Annotated in this window: 18 protein-coding genes; 3 read left to right on the top strand and 15 right to left on the bottom strand. The window is 69.3% G+C overall.

Going from position 1 to position 15,363, the window contains the following annotated elements; translation table 11 throughout:
- Window positions 1-9: 9 nt before the first annotated feature.
- The 3 genes from ACFW01_RS08695 to ACFW01_RS08685 form a co-directional block, all read right to left on the bottom strand.
- Complete coding sequence (locus tag ACFW01_RS08695) at window positions 10-669, bottom strand: hypothetical protein (RefSeq protein WP_384502691.1); 660 nt, start codon at window positions 667-669, stop codon at window positions 10-12.
- A 385-nt stretch (window positions 670-1,054) separates the two neighbouring features.
- Window positions 1,055-1,678, bottom strand: coding sequence for a hypothetical protein (locus ACFW01_RS08690; protein WP_384502690.1), 624 nt, complete (start codon window positions 1,676-1,678; stop codon window positions 1,055-1,057).
- Between the two features lie 117 nt (window positions 1,679-1,795).
- Window positions 1,796-2,455, bottom strand: a complete 660-nt coding sequence (locus tag ACFW01_RS08685; protein WP_384502689.1) for a hypothetical protein — start codon at window positions 2,453-2,455, stop codon at window positions 1,796-1,798.
- A gap of 195 nt (window positions 2,456-2,650) precedes the next feature.
- On the opposite strand from ACFW01_RS08685, the gene ACFW01_RS08680 reads away from it, so the two are divergent.
- A complete protein-coding gene (locus ACFW01_RS08680; RefSeq protein WP_384502688.1) occupies window positions 2,651-3,034 on the top strand; it encodes a DUF192 domain-containing protein in 384 nt (127 codons plus the stop codon).
- 76 nt (window positions 3,035-3,110) lie between these two features.
- On the opposite strand, the gene ACFW01_RS08675 is transcribed toward ACFW01_RS08680, so the two are convergent.
- The 12 genes from ACFW01_RS08675 to ACFW01_RS08620 form a co-directional block, all read right to left on the bottom strand.
- On the bottom strand, window positions 3,111-3,740 hold the full coding sequence (locus ACFW01_RS08675; RefSeq protein ID WP_384502687.1) for an OmpA family protein: 630 nt from the start codon (window positions 3,738-3,740) through the stop codon (window positions 3,111-3,113).
- A gap of 8 nt (window positions 3,741-3,748) precedes the next feature.
- Complete coding sequence (locus ACFW01_RS08670; RefSeq protein ID WP_384502686.1) at window positions 3,749-4,327, bottom strand: hypothetical protein; 579 nt, start codon at window positions 4,325-4,327, stop codon at window positions 3,749-3,751.
- A gap of 30 nt (window positions 4,328-4,357) precedes the next feature.
- Window positions 4,358-4,954 (bottom strand): pilus assembly protein TadG-related protein, encoded by a 597-nt coding sequence (locus tag ACFW01_RS08665; RefSeq protein WP_384502685.1) that lies wholly within the window; start codon window positions 4,952-4,954, stop codon window positions 4,358-4,360.
- A complete protein-coding gene (locus tag ACFW01_RS08660) occupies window positions 4,951-5,151 on the bottom strand; it encodes a Flp family type IVb pilin (RefSeq protein WP_384502684.1) in 201 nt (66 codons plus the stop codon). The genes ACFW01_RS08665 and ACFW01_RS08660 overlap by 4 nt, the downstream gene beginning before the upstream one ends.
- A 345-nt stretch (window positions 5,152-5,496) precedes the next feature.
- Window positions 5,497-6,396, bottom strand: a complete 900-nt coding sequence (locus ACFW01_RS08655; protein WP_234955028.1) for a DUF5936 domain-containing protein — start codon at window positions 6,394-6,396, stop codon at window positions 5,497-5,499.
- Between the two features lie 11 nt (window positions 6,397-6,407).
- Entirely contained in the window at window positions 6,408-7,352 is a 945-nt protein-coding gene (locus tag ACFW01_RS08650; protein ID WP_234955030.1) for a type II secretion system F family protein, read from the bottom strand.
- Between the two features lie 58 nt (window positions 7,353-7,410).
- The gene (locus tag ACFW01_RS08645; RefSeq protein WP_234955032.1) at window positions 7,411-8,748 is read right to left on the bottom strand and encodes a CpaF family protein; all 1,338 of its coding nucleotides are present in this window, start codon (window positions 8,746-8,748) and stop codon (window positions 7,411-7,413) included.
- A gap of 18 nt (window positions 8,749-8,766) precedes the next feature.
- Entirely contained in the window at window positions 8,767-9,183 is a 417-nt protein-coding gene (locus ACFW01_RS08640; RefSeq protein ID WP_234955034.1) for a TadE/TadG family type IV pilus assembly protein, read from the bottom strand.
- 1 nt (window position 9,184) lies between these two features.
- Window positions 9,185-9,514, bottom strand: coding sequence for a pilus assembly protein (locus ACFW01_RS08635; RefSeq protein WP_384502758.1), 330 nt, complete (start codon window positions 9,512-9,514; stop codon window positions 9,185-9,187).
- A gap of 146 nt (window positions 9,515-9,660) precedes the next feature.
- On the bottom strand, window positions 9,661-10,917 hold the full coding sequence (locus tag ACFW01_RS08630) for an AAA family ATPase (protein ID WP_234955036.1): 1,257 nt from the start codon (window positions 10,915-10,917) through the stop codon (window positions 9,661-9,663).
- A gap of 8 nt (window positions 10,918-10,925) precedes the next feature.
- Window positions 10,926-11,633: a Flp pilus assembly protein CpaB gene (gene cpaB / locus ACFW01_RS08625; RefSeq protein WP_234955038.1), complete on the bottom strand. Its 708-nt coding sequence runs from the start codon at window positions 11,631-11,633 to the stop codon at window positions 10,926-10,928.
- A gap of 71 nt (window positions 11,634-11,704) precedes the next feature.
- Entirely contained in the window at window positions 11,705-12,661 is a 957-nt protein-coding gene (locus ACFW01_RS08620; protein WP_234955040.1) for a hypothetical protein, read from the bottom strand.
- Window positions 12,662-12,936: 275 nt separating this feature from the next.
- On the opposite strand from ACFW01_RS08620, the gene ACFW01_RS08615 reads away from it, so the two are divergent.
- A complete protein-coding gene (locus ACFW01_RS08615) occupies window positions 12,937-14,661 on the top strand; it encodes a glycosyl hydrolase family 18 protein (RefSeq protein ID WP_234955042.1) in 1,725 nt (574 codons plus the stop codon).
- Between the two features lie 186 nt (window positions 14,662-14,847).
- Window positions 14,848-15,357 (top strand): SigE family RNA polymerase sigma factor, encoded by a 510-nt coding sequence (locus tag ACFW01_RS08610; RefSeq protein WP_384502683.1) that lies wholly within the window; start codon window positions 14,848-14,850, stop codon window positions 15,355-15,357.
- The last annotated feature ends 6 nt before the right edge of the window (window positions 15,358-15,363 follow it).

Genomic DNA, 15,363 nt, shown 5'->3' with positions numbered 1-15,363 from the left:
CTGAGGTCCTTAGGGCTGGCACGCCTCGTCCCCCCTCTTCGACGCGATGTCAGTGGTCTGCCATACGCCGGCGGCGTTCTTGGTGAGTGCGGTGTTGTAGAGGACGTAACTGTCGGCGGACGCCGCCGACTTGTCGACCTTCCCGCTCTTCTTGTTCTTGATGTAGGACTTGCTCTCGTCGGAGCAGTACCTCACGTACGCCTTGTCATCTCCCTTGAGTGTGACTTTCCGGTCGAAGTACCGCGTCACACCGATCCACGTGTCATTGCTGTCGATGTAGCCCTGCACATAGGTGATCGACGAACTCAGAGCCTTGTCGGCGTTGTAGAAGCCGAGGGCCTTCGTGTCGGTGCTCCCCTCGAAGATGGCCTCGTCCACCGCGTTGACACTCAGGGTGTTGGCGGCAAGGACTGCGTCCTTCTGGGCGTCACCGGTCTTCTCGCCCTCGAAGACGTTCTTGGCGTCGGAGGGGAACGTGATCTCCGGCGCGCCCTCTGCCGTCGACTCACTGGGGGTGGGCGAAGCAGACGCCTTGTCGCCCGTATCCGCGCCCGCGATCTTGTCTTTCCCGTCGGAGCTGCTGTCGTCACCTCCGCATGCGGACAGCGTCAGGGCCGCAGCGGCGGTCAGCGTGAGCGCTGCGAGGCGGGCGGGGCGGCGGCGAGTCACTGTGCGCTCCTGGGTGGGACGAGGGTTCTCTTCAGCGAAGCAACGCTATCCAGCGGGGCACCGGGACGCCAGAGCTGAGGCCGGCTGCCGACGGCACCCTATGCGGCCAAATCAGGGCTTCGCGTGGCTTCTTGGGCCATAACGGTTGCGTAACACGAGAGGGGCCACGCTCCGGTTGCAGTGCCCTCGTGTTGATCCGGAACATTTCGTAGAGGAAGCAGCAAAGTCTCGCGACGGGACAGGCGGGCGTGCCGGGGCGGGGTGGAGGTGGCTCGTTGCAGATGCTGATCAGCCCCCGGCGAGTTCGACCGGCGGTCCGTGCCGCCCTCCCTCGTCACCCGGGGGACCACGGCCATCTGCCGCACTGAGGGCGGATCAGCCCAGGTCATGGCTGACAAGCCGCGCTGCCGCTTTGCGAGGAGACCGCTCGGATCTTCCACTCACCGTCACCGTCCCTCTTCAGGGAGGTGCGATATTCGACGTAGCTCTTCGCTGTGATCTCAGTTTTCCGGACCTCATTGTTTCTCAGGTACTTCACGTACGCCTTTCCTTGGTCCTCGCAGTACGTGAAGGAAGCCGTCCCGTCTTTGCGGACAGTCACCTGTGGGGCGTAGAACCGGTAGCTGCCGGTGATAGTCGCCTCTTGATAAACGTAGTTCTGGATGAACTCTTGCGTGCCGGAGGCTGCTTCGCCCTCGTAGTAGTGGAGATAAGCTCCGTCGAGAGCGTCCTGTTTGACAATGGCGAGGTCCACCGCCCTGATGGACTGCTCGCTGTCGGTGAGGACGGCATCCCTCTCCTTGTCACCCGTTCTCGGCCACTCGAAGGCGTAGGACAGATCGGCGGGAGGCGAGATCTGCGGACGACTCGTCCGGGACGGCTCGGGTGCGGGCGGCGAGGGCGAGGGGGTACGGCCACCCGTGTCCGCCGTCCCGGCTTTGTCGCTGTCTTCCGAGCCGTCACTGGCCCCGCACGACGACAAGGTCAGGACGACGGCTGCGCTCAGCATGAGCACTGCTGACAGAGGTGCGCGGCGGTGAAACACGGTCGGGGCAGCTCCTGTGTGGGGTGGGCCGGCATGCAGCGCTTCACTTTCCGGCGCGGCGGCGGTCGAGGATGACGTCGCTCAGGGCTGGCACTTTGTGCTCCCCCTCTGGGAAAGCATTTTCTGGACGACCCAGATTCCCTTGTCAGTCCTGGCCAGCTGCGTGTTGTACAGCACGTAGCTGTTCTTGGTGACGGGGGTCTTGTTCACCTTCTGGGGCTTTAGATACATGTCGTAGGCCCTGCTCTGGTCTTCGCAGTACACGAGGGAGGCTGTGTCCTTCGTACGGACCTGCGCGACTGCGTCGTAATAGCGGTAGGAGCCCGTTACCCGCGCGTTTTCGTCGACGTATGCCTGGATGAACTCTTGCGTGGATGCGGCGGCTTCACCCTCGTAGTAGGTCAGGTACGCCTTGTCGAGCGCGTCCTGGTTCACGATGGCCAGGTCCACGGCCTTGATGGACTGCTCGCTGTCGGCCAGCACCGCGTCCTTGTCCTTGTCGCCCGTCTTGGGCCACTCGAACTTGTAGGACAGGTCCGACGGAAGGTCGATCTTCGGCCGAGTCGCCGCCGCCGGATCGGAAGTGGCCGGTGAGGGCGAGGGGGAAGAGTCGCCCGTGTTCGCGCCGGCGATCTTGTCCTTGCCTTCGGAGGAGTTGTCGTCGCCTCCGCATGCGGACAGCGTCAGGGCCACAGCGGCGGTCAGCGTGAGCGCTGTGAGGCGGACGGGGCGGCGAGTCACTGTGGCTCCTGCGTGGGACGAGGGTTCTCTTCAGCGAAGCAACGCTATCCACCGAGGGGCGGGCACACCAGGGCGAACGCCGTTGCCTGTGATGCCCTTTGTGGCCCTATCGGGTGCGTAGTCCCCCTGTGGTTCCGGGAACATTTCGTAGAGGGAGCAGCAAAGGCTCACGGCGTGGCGGGGAGGCAGGTCGGGATGGGGAGGCGGTGGCGGGACGGGGTGGGGGTTCTGGTGGTGGAGGGGGGTGGTTCGGAGAGCGGGGGGCGCGAGGTGGTCGTGCCGGTGGAGATTGCTCGGTCCTACCGTGCGCGTGCCCGTGGGCTGCTCGGGCGGGATCGGCTCGACGGGGCGATGCTGCTCACGCCTGCCAGTAGCGTGCATACCTTTCGGATGCGGATGGCCATCGACGTCGCCTACCTCGACCGGCGGTTCCGTGTCATCTCCGTACGGACCATGCGGCCGGGGCGGCTGGGGTTGCCCCGGGTGCGGTCCCGGCATGTGCTGGAGGCCGAGGCCGGGGTGATGGCCAGGTGGGGGGTGCGGGTCGGGGTGCGGGTGACGGTGCGGGCGGAGGAGTAGCGGTGGCGGGAGTGTGCGACAGCGTTGTCGGGCTGTCGGCCCGGCGGCATTGGCATCGGCATCTGCTTCTTGGGGATCACGGTTCCGTGCGGGGGAAGGAGACCTCGACCCTGCGGTTCTTCTTGCGGCCGGCCTCCGTGGAGTTGTCGGCGATCGGGTACTGCTCGCCGTAGCCGCGGACCTCGTAGGTGATGCCGGCGTCGTTCAGGGTCGCGGACAGGACGTCGTGCACGGCGTTGGCGCGCTTCTTGGACAGGGTGTCTCCGTGGGCGGAGGAGCCCAGGTTGTCGGTGAAGCCGAAGACCCTGACGCGGGTGGCGTTCTGGGTCTTGATCTCCTCGGCGATTCCCGTGATGCGGGACTTCGACTCCGCGCCGAGTTTCGCGCTGTCCTTGCCGAAGAGGACCTCCGCCTGGAGCGCGAGGGTCACGCTGGTGTTGGTGTCCTCGCGGCGTTCGTCGCCGCTCTGCTCCTCCACGACGGATTTGATGTCCAGCACCTTCGCTTGCGCGAGCGTGGCGCCGTCGGGGAGCTTCAGGTCGGGGTCGTTGGGGTCCACGTCCATGGGGGCGGAGGCGGAGGGTTCGGTGCCTGGGGGGTCGTTGGGGTCGTCGTCGGCGTGGGAGGTCGTCGTGCCGTACATGGTCGTGGCGAGCATGAAAGTGACCGTGGTCAGGGTGCGGGTGAGGCGCGAGGTCGGAGTCATGGTGGGCCTCACCCGGCGATGGAGATGGTCGCGCTGGCGAAGGTCGGCAGTTGGAAGGTGACTTCGGTGGTGTCCGTCGGCGGGGCTGGGAACTGCATGAATACCGCCAGGCGGTCGCCCGCCTTGATCGTCGAGAAGCCTGTGGTCGTCAGCGGACGACCATCCGTGTCCCGCAGCACGTAGTACCGCTTCTTGCTCTTGGAATCGACGAGTGTCGCGCCACCGAGCGACCTGCCGTTTCTGATGATCTCCGTTTCGTTGCCGCTCAGACCGGAGGGAATCGCGACGCTCTTGTCACCATCATTCTTCAGCTCACCGTTGACCGTCACGAAGCCACCTGAATCACGCTCAGCGGAGGTGATCTGCAGGAGCAGGCCGTTGCTTCCGCGCATTTCGGCCAAGGGCTCCTCCGACTCGCCCTCCTGGGCACTCGGTCCGGACCCGTCCTCCTTCGAGGCTGACGTCGAAGCCTTCGGCTTCTCATCGTCGCCACCGCCGCCGCAGCCGACAGCGCCGAGGGTCAGTCCGGCCAGGGCGGCCACCACGAGCGCCCCCCTACGGGCCGTCTTCGTGAACCGAATGCTCATGTCTTGATTCCTTCGTCATTCGTCATTCGCCTATGAGTCGGCCAGGTGGACATCGAACAGGTCTTCGGGTTCCGGCAGATCCACGAGATCTTCTGGGTCCAGATCCCATTCCTCCCCCTCGCACGAGAGGCTGGGCAGCGTTTCGTCACCGGCGTCCTCAGCAGGCAGTTCGAATAAGCACCGAGCCTCAATGACGGCTGTGGCGGACTCCGTGGCCTTCTGCTCCTCCGTACCCGGGACGATGCTGTCTCCGACGGTCTCATTGGTCTCCGCCACAACGGTGTAACCCAGCAGGCCGTCCGGACGGCATGTCACGCTCGCGTCGTTGCGGGCCGCGAGTTCGTGAGCCCGCCAGCATCCGCTGGCCACCGGTGCCTCACCGTCGAAGATGGCCTGCCATGAGTCAGGGTCGAGGATGTCCGTGAGCCACTGGCCGGCAAGCTGGTCTCGTGTTTCCAAAGCCGCGGCCAGGGCGGCAGCGTCTGCCGCCGTCTGCGCCTCGCTTCGGGTCGCCGCGGCTTGCCCGACCGCGAAGTACGCGAGTGCGAGCAAGAGCAGGCCCCCCACCACGGTGATGTAGATGGGGAATGCCTGCCCTGTGTCGCCGCGCCTACGGAGCTGCCTCAACCACCGGTGACTTCGGCGATCTTCGATGTAATGGCGTCGAAGATCGTCTGCCCGATATCCGTCCCCGTGATCGCCAGCACGATCGCCACCACCACCGCGATGATCCCCAGGTACTCCACAGCCGTCTGACCCCTGTCGTTGCGGGCGGCGGCGCGGGAGTGCAAGTAGGCGGCTGTGGTGTGGAGCCAGTTGTTCATGGTGTTCCCCTCCAGGGTGGACGGCTGCTGTGGGTCGGTCCATCGAGGTCGCCCCCGGTGCGCGGCGGATGTGGGGAGCGGGCCGCCGGCTGGTCGTGCCGGGTGCCGTGTTGTGCACGAACTCCACCCCCCTCGCGCTCCGTTGGGACCCCGACCTGTCGGGAGTACCAGACAACGACTCTCCCACAGCAGATTGCAAGTGCGAAAGGTATTGCACGGAAGTAGCCCGACTGGGCCATAGATCATTGGTTGTTGATGTCGTCGCTTCGTGTGCAGTCGCACTGTGATGGTGTACGCCGCCCCCTTTCACCGGCTGCGTGTTCGACATGGCGTCCTCCTCCCTCCCTACTCGCCCGTGATCGTTCCGAAGTCCGTCCCCGAACCCAGGATCAGGCCCGCGCCGAGGAGGATCATCGTGGCCGGGACCATGAAGGTCGTGATCATCATCGTGGCCTTGGGCACCGCTCGCGCGGCCTTGCGGCGGGCGTTCTGGGCGTCGGTGCGGCGCATGTCCTTGGCCAGGGAGACCAGGGTCTCGACGATGGGGGCGCCCAGTTCCTCGCCCTGCTGGAGTGCCGTCACGAACATCGCCACCTGTTCGGAGTCGTTGCGCCGGCGCAGCTCCGCGAAGGCCTGGCGGCGGCTCATGCCGAGGTCCATCTGGCGGAGCGTGATGCGGAGTTCGTCCGCCCAGGGGCCCTCATAGCGCATCGCCACGCGGTCCAGGGCCTGGCGGAAGCCGAGGCCCGCGCTCACCACGACCGCCAGTACGTCCAGGAAGTCCGGGAGCGTGCGCTCGATGACGTCCTTGCGGATGCGGATCGCCGACCATATGCCGACCTCCGTCCAGAACGCCCCGAAGGCCAGGAGGAGGAGGGCGACCACGAACTGGCCGCGGAGGACGAAGACCAGGAAGCCCAGCGCGCCCAGGAAGCCGTAGACCGCGCGGCGGGCGGCGTAGCGGTCGATGGTCAGGCCGCCGGGGTTGCCCGCCAGGTCGATCCTGCGGCGGTACTTGACCACCAGGGCGGGGCCCATCAGGCGCAGGACGGCGGGGGCGTAGCGCATGCCCATGCGGTCGATGAGGGAGTCCACCGGGCCGGCGCGGGTCGAGCCGACCTCCAGGGCGAGGGCGAGGTCGTCGGGGAGTTTCACCTCCGCCCGGTACATGCGGACGCCCGCGAAGACGCCCCAGACGGCGGCGCCCATGAGGAGGGCGAGGAGCCATTCGATTCCGGGTCCCATTCCAGCTTCCCTCAGACGTCGATGCGGGAGAGACGGCGGATGAGGACGAAGCCCACCGCGTACAGGGCGAAGGCGGTGATCACCGCCGCCTGGCCGATCGGGGAGCCCGTCATGCGTTCCAGGGCGCCGTCCTTCACGCCGTTCATCAGGAACAACGAGCCGACACCCAGGACGGGGACGGCGTACGAGGTCATGTTGACCTGGGAGAGTTGCGTACGGACCTCCCGCCGGGTCTCCTTGCGCTCCTCCAGCGTCTCCGTGAGGTTGCGCAGCGCGCTGACCACCTGGCCGCCCGCGCGGTTGGAGAGGACGAGGGTGGTGACCAGGACGACGAGTTCGCGGGAGGGGAGGCGCTCGGCGAGTTCACCGAGGGCGTCGTCCATCGAGGCGCCGATGGCGAGTTGGTCGGCGACCTTGCCCAGTTCCTCGCCGGCCGGCGCCTCCAGTTCCTCGGCCGCCATGCCGATCGCGGTGCGCAGGGCGAGGCCGGCCTGGGTGGCGTTGGCGAGGATGCGGGCGAGTTCGGGGAGCTGGTTGATGAACTTCTCGATGCGTTTCTGGCGTTGCCAGTTGAGGAACTGGACGGCGGCGCCGATACCCAGGAGTCCGGCGAGCGGGCCGAAGAAGGGGGCCAGGACGGCCTGGCCCACCAGCCACAGGCCGGCGACCGCCGCGACCATGTAGGCGAAGAACTCGCCGGGCGTGACGTCCAGGCCGGTGGCGGCCAGGCGCCGCTCCAGCTTCCTGCCGGGCTTGGTGCGGCGCAGGCGGCGGTCCAGGGTGGGGAAGCGGCGCCGTCGGCCGATGACGGGTATCTGACCGGTGGCCGCGAGGCGGTCGACCAGGGCGGCGCGCTGGGCCCGGCCGGCGGCGTAGGAGTGCAGGCCGACGACCGCCAGGACGCAGGTCAGCAGCGTGATGCCGGTGGTGAGCGTGACGAGCGATTCCAGTTTCATCGGGCGGTCCTAGCTGGTTTCGTCCTGTGCGTCGTCATACCTGGTTCCATCGGGCGTCCTACCTGGCCTCTCGGGTGGTGAGCTGGTCCAGGGAGTGGGCGACGCCGAAGGCCTGCGGGACGGGCTGGTTGGCCATGTAGAGGCGCTCGGCGGTGCGGTGCGGGAGGGGGAAGTACTCGTACGCGCCGTGCACGCGGCCGTCCGGCGTCATCGGGCGGGCGTTGAAGCGGGCGACCGTGGCCAGGCGGTACGGCTCGCCCCCGTGGCTGGCCAGCAGGGCGATCTCGGTGATGCGGCGGGCGCCGTCGGCGAAGCGGGTGAGCTGGACGACGACGTCGACGGAGCTGTTGATCTGGTCGTGCAGGGCGACGAACGGAATCTCCACGTCCGACATCGAGGCCAGGGTCTGGAGGCGCATCAGGGCGTCCTCCGCGCTGTTGGCGTGGACCGTGGCGAGCGAGCCGTCGTGGCCCGTCGACATGGCCTGGAGCATGTCCAGGGACTCACCGCCGCGGACCTCGCCGACGACGATGCGGTCGGGGCGCATGCGGAGGGAGTTGCGGACCAGGTCGCGGATGGTGACGCGGCCCTGGCCCTCGACGTTGGGCGGGCGCGACTCCAGGCGGATGACGTGGGCCTGCTGGAGCTGGAGTTCCGCCGAGTCCTCGATGGTGATGATGCGGTCGGACTCGGGGATCAGGCCGGAGAGGGCGTTCAGGAGCGTCGTCTTCCCGGTGCCGGTCGCGCCCGAGACGATGATGTTGAAGCGGGCCTGCACGAGGCCGGCCAGCAGGTACAGCATGTGCTCGTCGAGCGAGCCGAGGCCGATCAGCTCGTGCAGGGTGAAGGAGCGGGGGAAGCGGCGGATGGTGAGGGTGGCGCCGGTGAGGGAGAGCGGGGGGATGATGACGTTGACGCGCTCGCCGGAGGGGAGGCGGGCGTCGACCATGGGGTTCGACTCGTCCACGCGGCGGTTGACCGTGGAGACGATCCGCTCGATGGTCTGCATCAGCTGGTCGTGGGAGGCGAAGCGGAGGGGCAGTTGCTCCACGCGGCCGCCGCGTTCGACGAAGATCGCGTCGGGGCCGTTGACCATGATCTCCGTGACGGACGCGTCCTCCAGGAGCGGTTCCAGGATGCCGAGGCCGAGGGCCTCGTCCACCACCCGGCGGATCAGCTGGGAGCGTTCGACCGTGGACAGGACCGGGCCCTCGCGGCTGATGATGTGGCCGAGGACCCGTTCCAGGCGGGCCCGGCGTTCGGCCATCGCGAGGGAACTCATCTCCGCGAGGTCGATCTCCTCCAGGAGCTTGGCCCGGTAGGCGGCGACCAGGTGTCCGTCCTCGCCCCGGCCGCCGTGCTCCTCGGGCGAGTGGATGCGTGCGCGCAGGCTCATGCGTCCTCGGCTCCTCGGTCAGTGGTCCAGCGGCATGGTGGCCGTCCGGGTGGCGGGGTCGAAGTCCCAACCGGGGACGATCGAGGGGATGTCGACGGTGGCGGTGACCGTCACCTCGTCGCCGCCGTACGAGGGCGGACAGTCGGTGCCGTCCGCCAGCCAGCTGCTGACGGCCGCCGCGCAGGCGCCCTGGGCGCTCTCCTGGAGCGAGGCGCTGCGGGCCCCGGCGCGGGCCGCGGTGCCGGCCTGCTGGGCGGTGTAGGCGATCAGGCCCAGCTGTACGACGGCCATGCCGACGATGATCAGGACCGGGACGAAGCCGAGGTACTCGAGGGCCGCCTGGCCCCGGTCCCTCGCCCGCCCGCCGCCCGGGCCCCTGGGGTACGAGTCTCGGGAGTACGAGCCCCTGGAGTACGAGCCCTTGGAGTACGCCATCTCAGTCGTCCTCCTCCTCTACCGCTCCCGCGTGCCCGTGCACGGTGAACGGGAAGCTGACGGTGCCCGGGAAGAGGATGGGGACCTCGATGCGCACGTCGGCGGTGACATAGCCGCCCGCGGTGCCGCAGTCCACTCCGGCGCTCCCCTCCCACGCGCCCGGCAGCTTGTCCCGGCCCGCGTCCTGGCAGGTTCCCTGCCGCGCCCCCCGGTCGGCCGCCGTGGCCGCCCGTACCGCCTCGTCGGCAGCATTCCCCGCGAGCGTGTACGTGTATCCCACGAGAACGAGCTGCCACAGCACCACCAGCGTGGCGACGATCGCCGGGATCATGCCGAGGAACTCGATGGTGACCTGACCGAAGTCCCAGGAGTCCCAGGAGTCCCCGGAGTCCCCCGAGTCCCCGGAGTCCCCGGCTCCGCCCGATCCAGCCGATTCAGCCGACCGGCCCGAGCCGCCCGATCCGTCCCGTAACCCGCTCATCCCGCACCGTCCTTCCGGCGCCGGAAGCTCGCCGAGCCGCGGTCGCCGCGGAAGCGGCCGTGGCCCTTGCGGGCCTCCTCGGGGGCGCTGACCAGGCCCAGTTCGCCGGCGAGGGCCCACAGGGCCTGCTTCACCGTGGACCGGGAGTCGAGTGCGTGGACGCGGCCGGCGTCCACGGCGCCCTGGAGTTCCTTGAAGTTGGCGGGGACGGCGGTGCCCGCGATCGCGGTGCCGGTGATCCGCTGGATCAGCTGGGGCTGGATCTCCGTACCCCGCGTGTGCCGGTTGACGACCACGGTCGTCTCCTCCGCCTTGCGGATCTGGAGCCGGTCCCACATCCGCACCGCCCGTTTGGCGCCCCGTACGGCGACCACGTCCGGCGTGGTGACCAGGAGCGCGGTGTCGGCCATCTCCACGGCGGCCGCGCCCGCCCCGCCGAGCTGGGCGCCGCAGTCGATGACGACTACCTCGTAGCGCTGGCGCAGGGCGCCGACGATCTGCCGGGCGGCGCGGTCGGTGACCTCCTCGCCGCGTTCGCCCTCGCCGGGGGCCAACAGCAGGGCGAGGCCGCTGTCGTGCCGGAAGACGGCGTCGGCCAGGACCCGCGGGGAGAGGTCGGTGATGGCGGCGAGGTCGGCCACGGAGCGGCGGAACTGGACGTCCAGGAAGGAGGCGACGTCGCCCGCCTGGAGGTCCATGTCGAGCAGCGCGGTGGGGCGGCCCGACGCCTGCGCGGCCAGAGCCAGCTGGATGGCGGTGAGGGTGGTGCCCACACCGCCCTTGGCGCCGCTGACGGTCACGACGGTGCCACCGGCGCCGGTGAACACGTCGCCGCCGCTGCCCAGGTGCCGGCGTACACCCACCGACCACTGGGCCACCGCCTGGACGCGGCTGGCGAGTTCCTCGTAGCCGAGCGGCAGGGCGACCAGGCCGCGGGCGCCGTAGTCCATCGCGGCCTGGAAGAGGCCGGGGCCGGGGTCGGAGGTGACGAGGATGACGCCGACGGCGGGGAAGCGGAGGGCGACCTCGCGGATCAGCTCCAGGGCCGGCACCGGGCCGATCCGCTCGTGGACGATCACGACCTCGGGCAGTTCGTCGACCGACTCGGCGGCGAGGCGGGCGAGGGTGTCGACGAGCTGGGTGGAGTCGGCCACCGGGGCGACCGGTTCGGCGTCCGGGAGCTGGCTGAGCAGGGTGGTGAGGGACCGTACGGCGTCCGCGTCGCCGACTGCGGGGAGGATCCTCGTGGCCATACGGGTTCTCACTTGTCCTTCGCGAGTTCGTACGTCCGGTCCTTGTCCGGGACCGTGGTGTCGCCGCCGGGCGCGACCAGCGCGAGCCGGACGCGCTGGGCGAACGACTCGGCGTAGGTGATGCGCTGGGCGTCGATGGTGGACAGTGCGAAGGTGATGGGGACGGCGTCGGTGGGCTCCCGGTCGCGGCTGTTCTCGTCGGGTTCCAGTGAGGTGAGTTCGCCGACGTCGATGACCCTGGCGTTGGTGACGATGATCTTCGACTGGGCGGGGTCGCCCTCGCGCCGGCCCTCGAAGGTGGCGTACACGTTGACGGCGGAGCCCGGCGTGATCTTGCCGGCCACGCCGGTGGCCGCGTCGATCATGATGGCGACCTCCTGCTGCCCGGGCCGCAGGGCCGGCTGGTCGACGACCATGTCGGTCTGGAGCAGCGAGCCCGCCTTCAGTCTCGTCACGGCGATCTTGCCGCGGACCTGGTCGAGGTCGGTGACGGCGTTCTTCGACAGCCAGCGCTCCGGCATCTCGATCTCCTCGAACTGCCCCTCGCTCAGCGGGGTGTAGGGCTCCACGTCCGACTTGAGCCGGTAGGCGGCGACCTCCGGTCCGACCTTGGACTTCACGTCGTTCACGACGGACAGCACGCCGGCGAACGCGCCCAGGGCGCAGAGGACGGAAAGGATCAGCAGGATGATGCCGCGGCGCTGACGGGAGTTCATGAGCCGTGCAACCTCATTGGGGGAATCGGTCGGACCGGATCGGATGGCGGGGCGGACGGGGCGCTGGGGACCTACCCGGTGAGAGCCCGTCTCTCACGGCGGCGGCCGAGGGCGGGATCGCGGCGGTGGCCGAGGGCGGGATCGGCGCCGCGGACCGGAGCCTTGCCGCCGGGGGCGTCGTAGACGGGCGGGGTGGCCGAGCAGAACACGCAGCGGTCGCCGATGACGTCGATGCCGCACCAGTGGCAGACGCTCTGCCGCACCGAGGTGACCAGTTGGTAGAGGACCGAGAGGTCGGGCAGGTAGGCGCAGAACTCGGTCAGCCGGCCGGTCCCCCACCAGCCGGGCGACTCGGCGGGCAGCGGCATCTCGCGCAGCCCCTGCACGCGCCAGGACGGGGCGAGGGTGCCGGTGACCCAGTCGGACGGATGCTGCCCCTGCTGCCCTTTGGCGACCAGCAGCCAGGTGCCGAACTCCGGTCCCTCCAGGCCCGCTTCGGGACCGATCCGCACCAGCTGCGGCACCGGGTGGGCCACGACCCCGAACTGACTGCCGGGCATCCAGGACCTGGCGTGCGTCTTCAGGCCCACCGGGACGTGGTCGAGCCGGGCGACGGAGCCGAGCAGGGCGCCGGCGTGGATGTAGTGGGTGAGGAGGCGGCCGGCCGAGGCGAGCACGCCGGGACTGAGGTCGCAGGAGGCCAGCTGGCGCAACTGCCGGGCCAGCACGGCGAGTCCGAGCGGTGGCAGGGACGGCCGGAACAGGGCGATGCGGTCGCTCTCCAGGAGGCCGCGGACGGTGTGCAGCCGTCGCTCCACGCTCGCCGGGGCGGCCTGCGAGCACACCACGATGACGTGCCCGTACTGATCGAGGAGGGACTGGAACTCGGCCAGTACGTGCTCCAGGGGACGCCGGCCGACGTCCTGGAGCACGACCGCGGGCAGGGTCCGTTCGTCCTGCGGCGGCAGCGCCATGTCGGCACTGGTCACGGCAATGGCAGTTGGCACGCGCGGCTCCCCGTCTCCCATGCCCGTTCGGTCCGTCGGCGGTGCCCCGGCAGACCCGGATGACTTCACTGCGTGACTACGTGAGCACTCTAACCACGCGTCTGTGACCGGAGAACAGCGTTTGTGCAGCTGCAGAACAACTTATGGTGCACAAGGCGCAGTAAACCGGGGCAGGTTGAGCAATTCCACGAGGCAGCCACCGGGCCACGGGTCTGGTCCGGACCTACCTCTTGACACCGCAATTGGTCTGGACCAACTTGTACGTCAACGTCCCCACTCCCCCACCGGAGGCCCCAGTGGAGCCCGTACGCAGACCGCTCGGCAGACCGCTCGGCAGACGGCTCGGCAGACGGACGAAGTTCTGGGCGGGAGCCGTCACCGCCGCGCTCGCCCTCTCGGTCACGGCCGTCGGACAGGCGTCCGCCGCCGACGTCAACAACGCGAAGAACGCCGGCTTCGAGGCCGGCCTCTCCAACTGGACCTGCTCCGCGAACAGCGGCACGACCGTCTCCTCCCCCGCACGCACGGGCTCCGCCGCGCTGAAGGCCACGCCGGCCGGGCAGGACAACGCCCGCTGTTCGCAGAGCGTCGCGGTCAAGCCCAATTCGACGTACAAGCTGAGCGCGTGGGTGCAGGGCGGGTACTCCTACCTGGGCGTGACCGGCACGGGCACTACGGACGTGTCCACCTGGACCCCGGACTCCGCCTCCTGGAAGCAGCTGACGACGACCTTCACCACCGGCTCCTCGACGACGTCGGTGTCGGTCTACACGCACGGCTGGTACGGGCAGTCCGCCTACCACGTCGACGACCTCTCCGTCTTCGGCCCCGACGGAGGCGGCGGCACGGACCCCGAGCCCACCGTCCCGTCGGCCCCGGCCGGCCTGAGCGTCTCCGGTACGACGTCCTCGACGGCGTCGCTGGCCTGGAACGCGGTGTCGGGCGCCACCGGGTACCACGTCTACCGCGGCGGTACGAAGGTGACGGCGGTGACCGGCACGTCGGCGACGGTGACCGGCCTCGCGGCCTCGACGTCGTACTCCTTCCAGGTCACGGCGGTCAACGCGGCCGGTGAGTCCGCGAAGTCGGCGGCGGTGACGGCCCGGACCACGGAGCAGGGCGGCGGGGGCGGCGACCTGCCCAAGCACGCGGTGACCGGCTACTGGCAGAACTTCGACAACGGGGCGACGGTCCAGAAGATCTCCGACGTACCGGCCGCGTACGACATCATCGCGGTGGCCTTCGCCGACGCGACCGCGACGCCGGGCGCGGTCGCCTTCAACCTCGACTCGGCCGGGCTCGGCGGCTACACGGTCGACCAGTTCAAGGCGGACGTCCGCGCGAAGCAGGCCGCGGGGAAGAAGGTCATCATCTCGGTGGGCGGCGAGAAGGGCACCGTCTCGGTGAACGACTCGGCCTCCGCGACCAACTTCGCGAACTCGGTGTACGCCGTGATGCAGGAGTACGGCTTCGACGGCGTCGACATCGACCTGGAGAACGGCCTCAACGCGACCTACATGACGCAGGCCCTGCGCGCGCTGTCGGCGAAGGCGGGCCCGGACATGATCCTCACGATGGCCCCGCAGACGATCGACATGCAGTCCACCTCGGGCGGCTACTTCCGCACGGCGCTGAACGTGAAGGACATCCTCACGGTCGTCAACATGCAGTACTACAACAGCGGCACGATGCTGGGCTGCGACGGCAAGGTCTACGCCCAGGGCACGGTGGACTTCCTCACCGCGCTCGCCTGCATCCAGCTGGAGAACGGCCTCGACCCGTCCCAGGTGGGCCTCGGCCTCCCGGCCTCCACCCGCGCGGCCGGCGGCGGCTACGTGGCCCCGTCGGTGGTCAACGCCGCCCTGGACTGCCTCACCAAGGGGACCAACTGCGGCTCCTTCAAGCCGTCGAAGACGTACCCCGCCCTGCGCGGCGCGATGACCTGGTCCACGAACTGGGATGCGACGGCGGGCAACGCGTGGTCGAACGCGGTGGGACCGCACGTGGACAACCTCCCGTAGGGGCGGCTGATCCTGATCCGGCTCCGGCCCCTGCCCGCGGTGACGCGGGCGGGGGCCTTCCCATGCGGTCGGCCTGCCGGGAAGGGTGAGCACCTGCTGTGAGATTCGGATGAAACATTTCCGGGGCTCACCGCATCAATGAGGTGAAGGCAGTACACGACAGCGGTGGGCCGGGGGAACGTGTTCATGAGGCAGGGGCGGGCGGACGAGTACGCCGAGTTCGCGGGGGCGCGGGCCGGGCATCTGTACCGGTCCGCCTGTCTGCTCACCGCCGGGGACACGCATCTGGCCGAGGACCTGGTGCAGGAGACCCTCGGCCGGCTGTACCTGCGGTGGGGGCGGGTGGCGCGGGTGGAGAACCCCGCCGCGTACGCGCAGACCGTGCTCACGCGGACCTTTCTCGCCCACCAGCGGCGGCGCAGCAGCGGGGAGCGGGCGACCGACGTCTTCCCCGATCTGCCGGGTGCCGGTGACGGGGACGCGTCGCTGCGGCTGACGCTGCTGGACGCGCTCGCGCGGCTGCCCGCCAAGGACCGGGCCGTCGTCGTCCTGCGGTACTGGGAGGACCGGTCGGTCGAGCAGACCGCCGACGTACTCGGCGTCAGTTCGGCGGCGGTGCGGACCCGGTGCTCGCGGGCGCTCGGGCGGCTGCGGGGGCTGCTGGGCGAGGACCTGTCGGAGTACGCCAGACCTTGAGAGCCG

The sequence above is a fragment of the Streptomyces sp. NPDC058985 genome (assembly GCF_042740985.1).
Taxonomy (GTDB): domain Bacteria; phylum Actinomycetota; class Actinomycetes; order Streptomycetales; family Streptomycetaceae; genus Streptomyces.
This window is presented reverse-complemented; position numbering and strand designations above follow the sequence as displayed.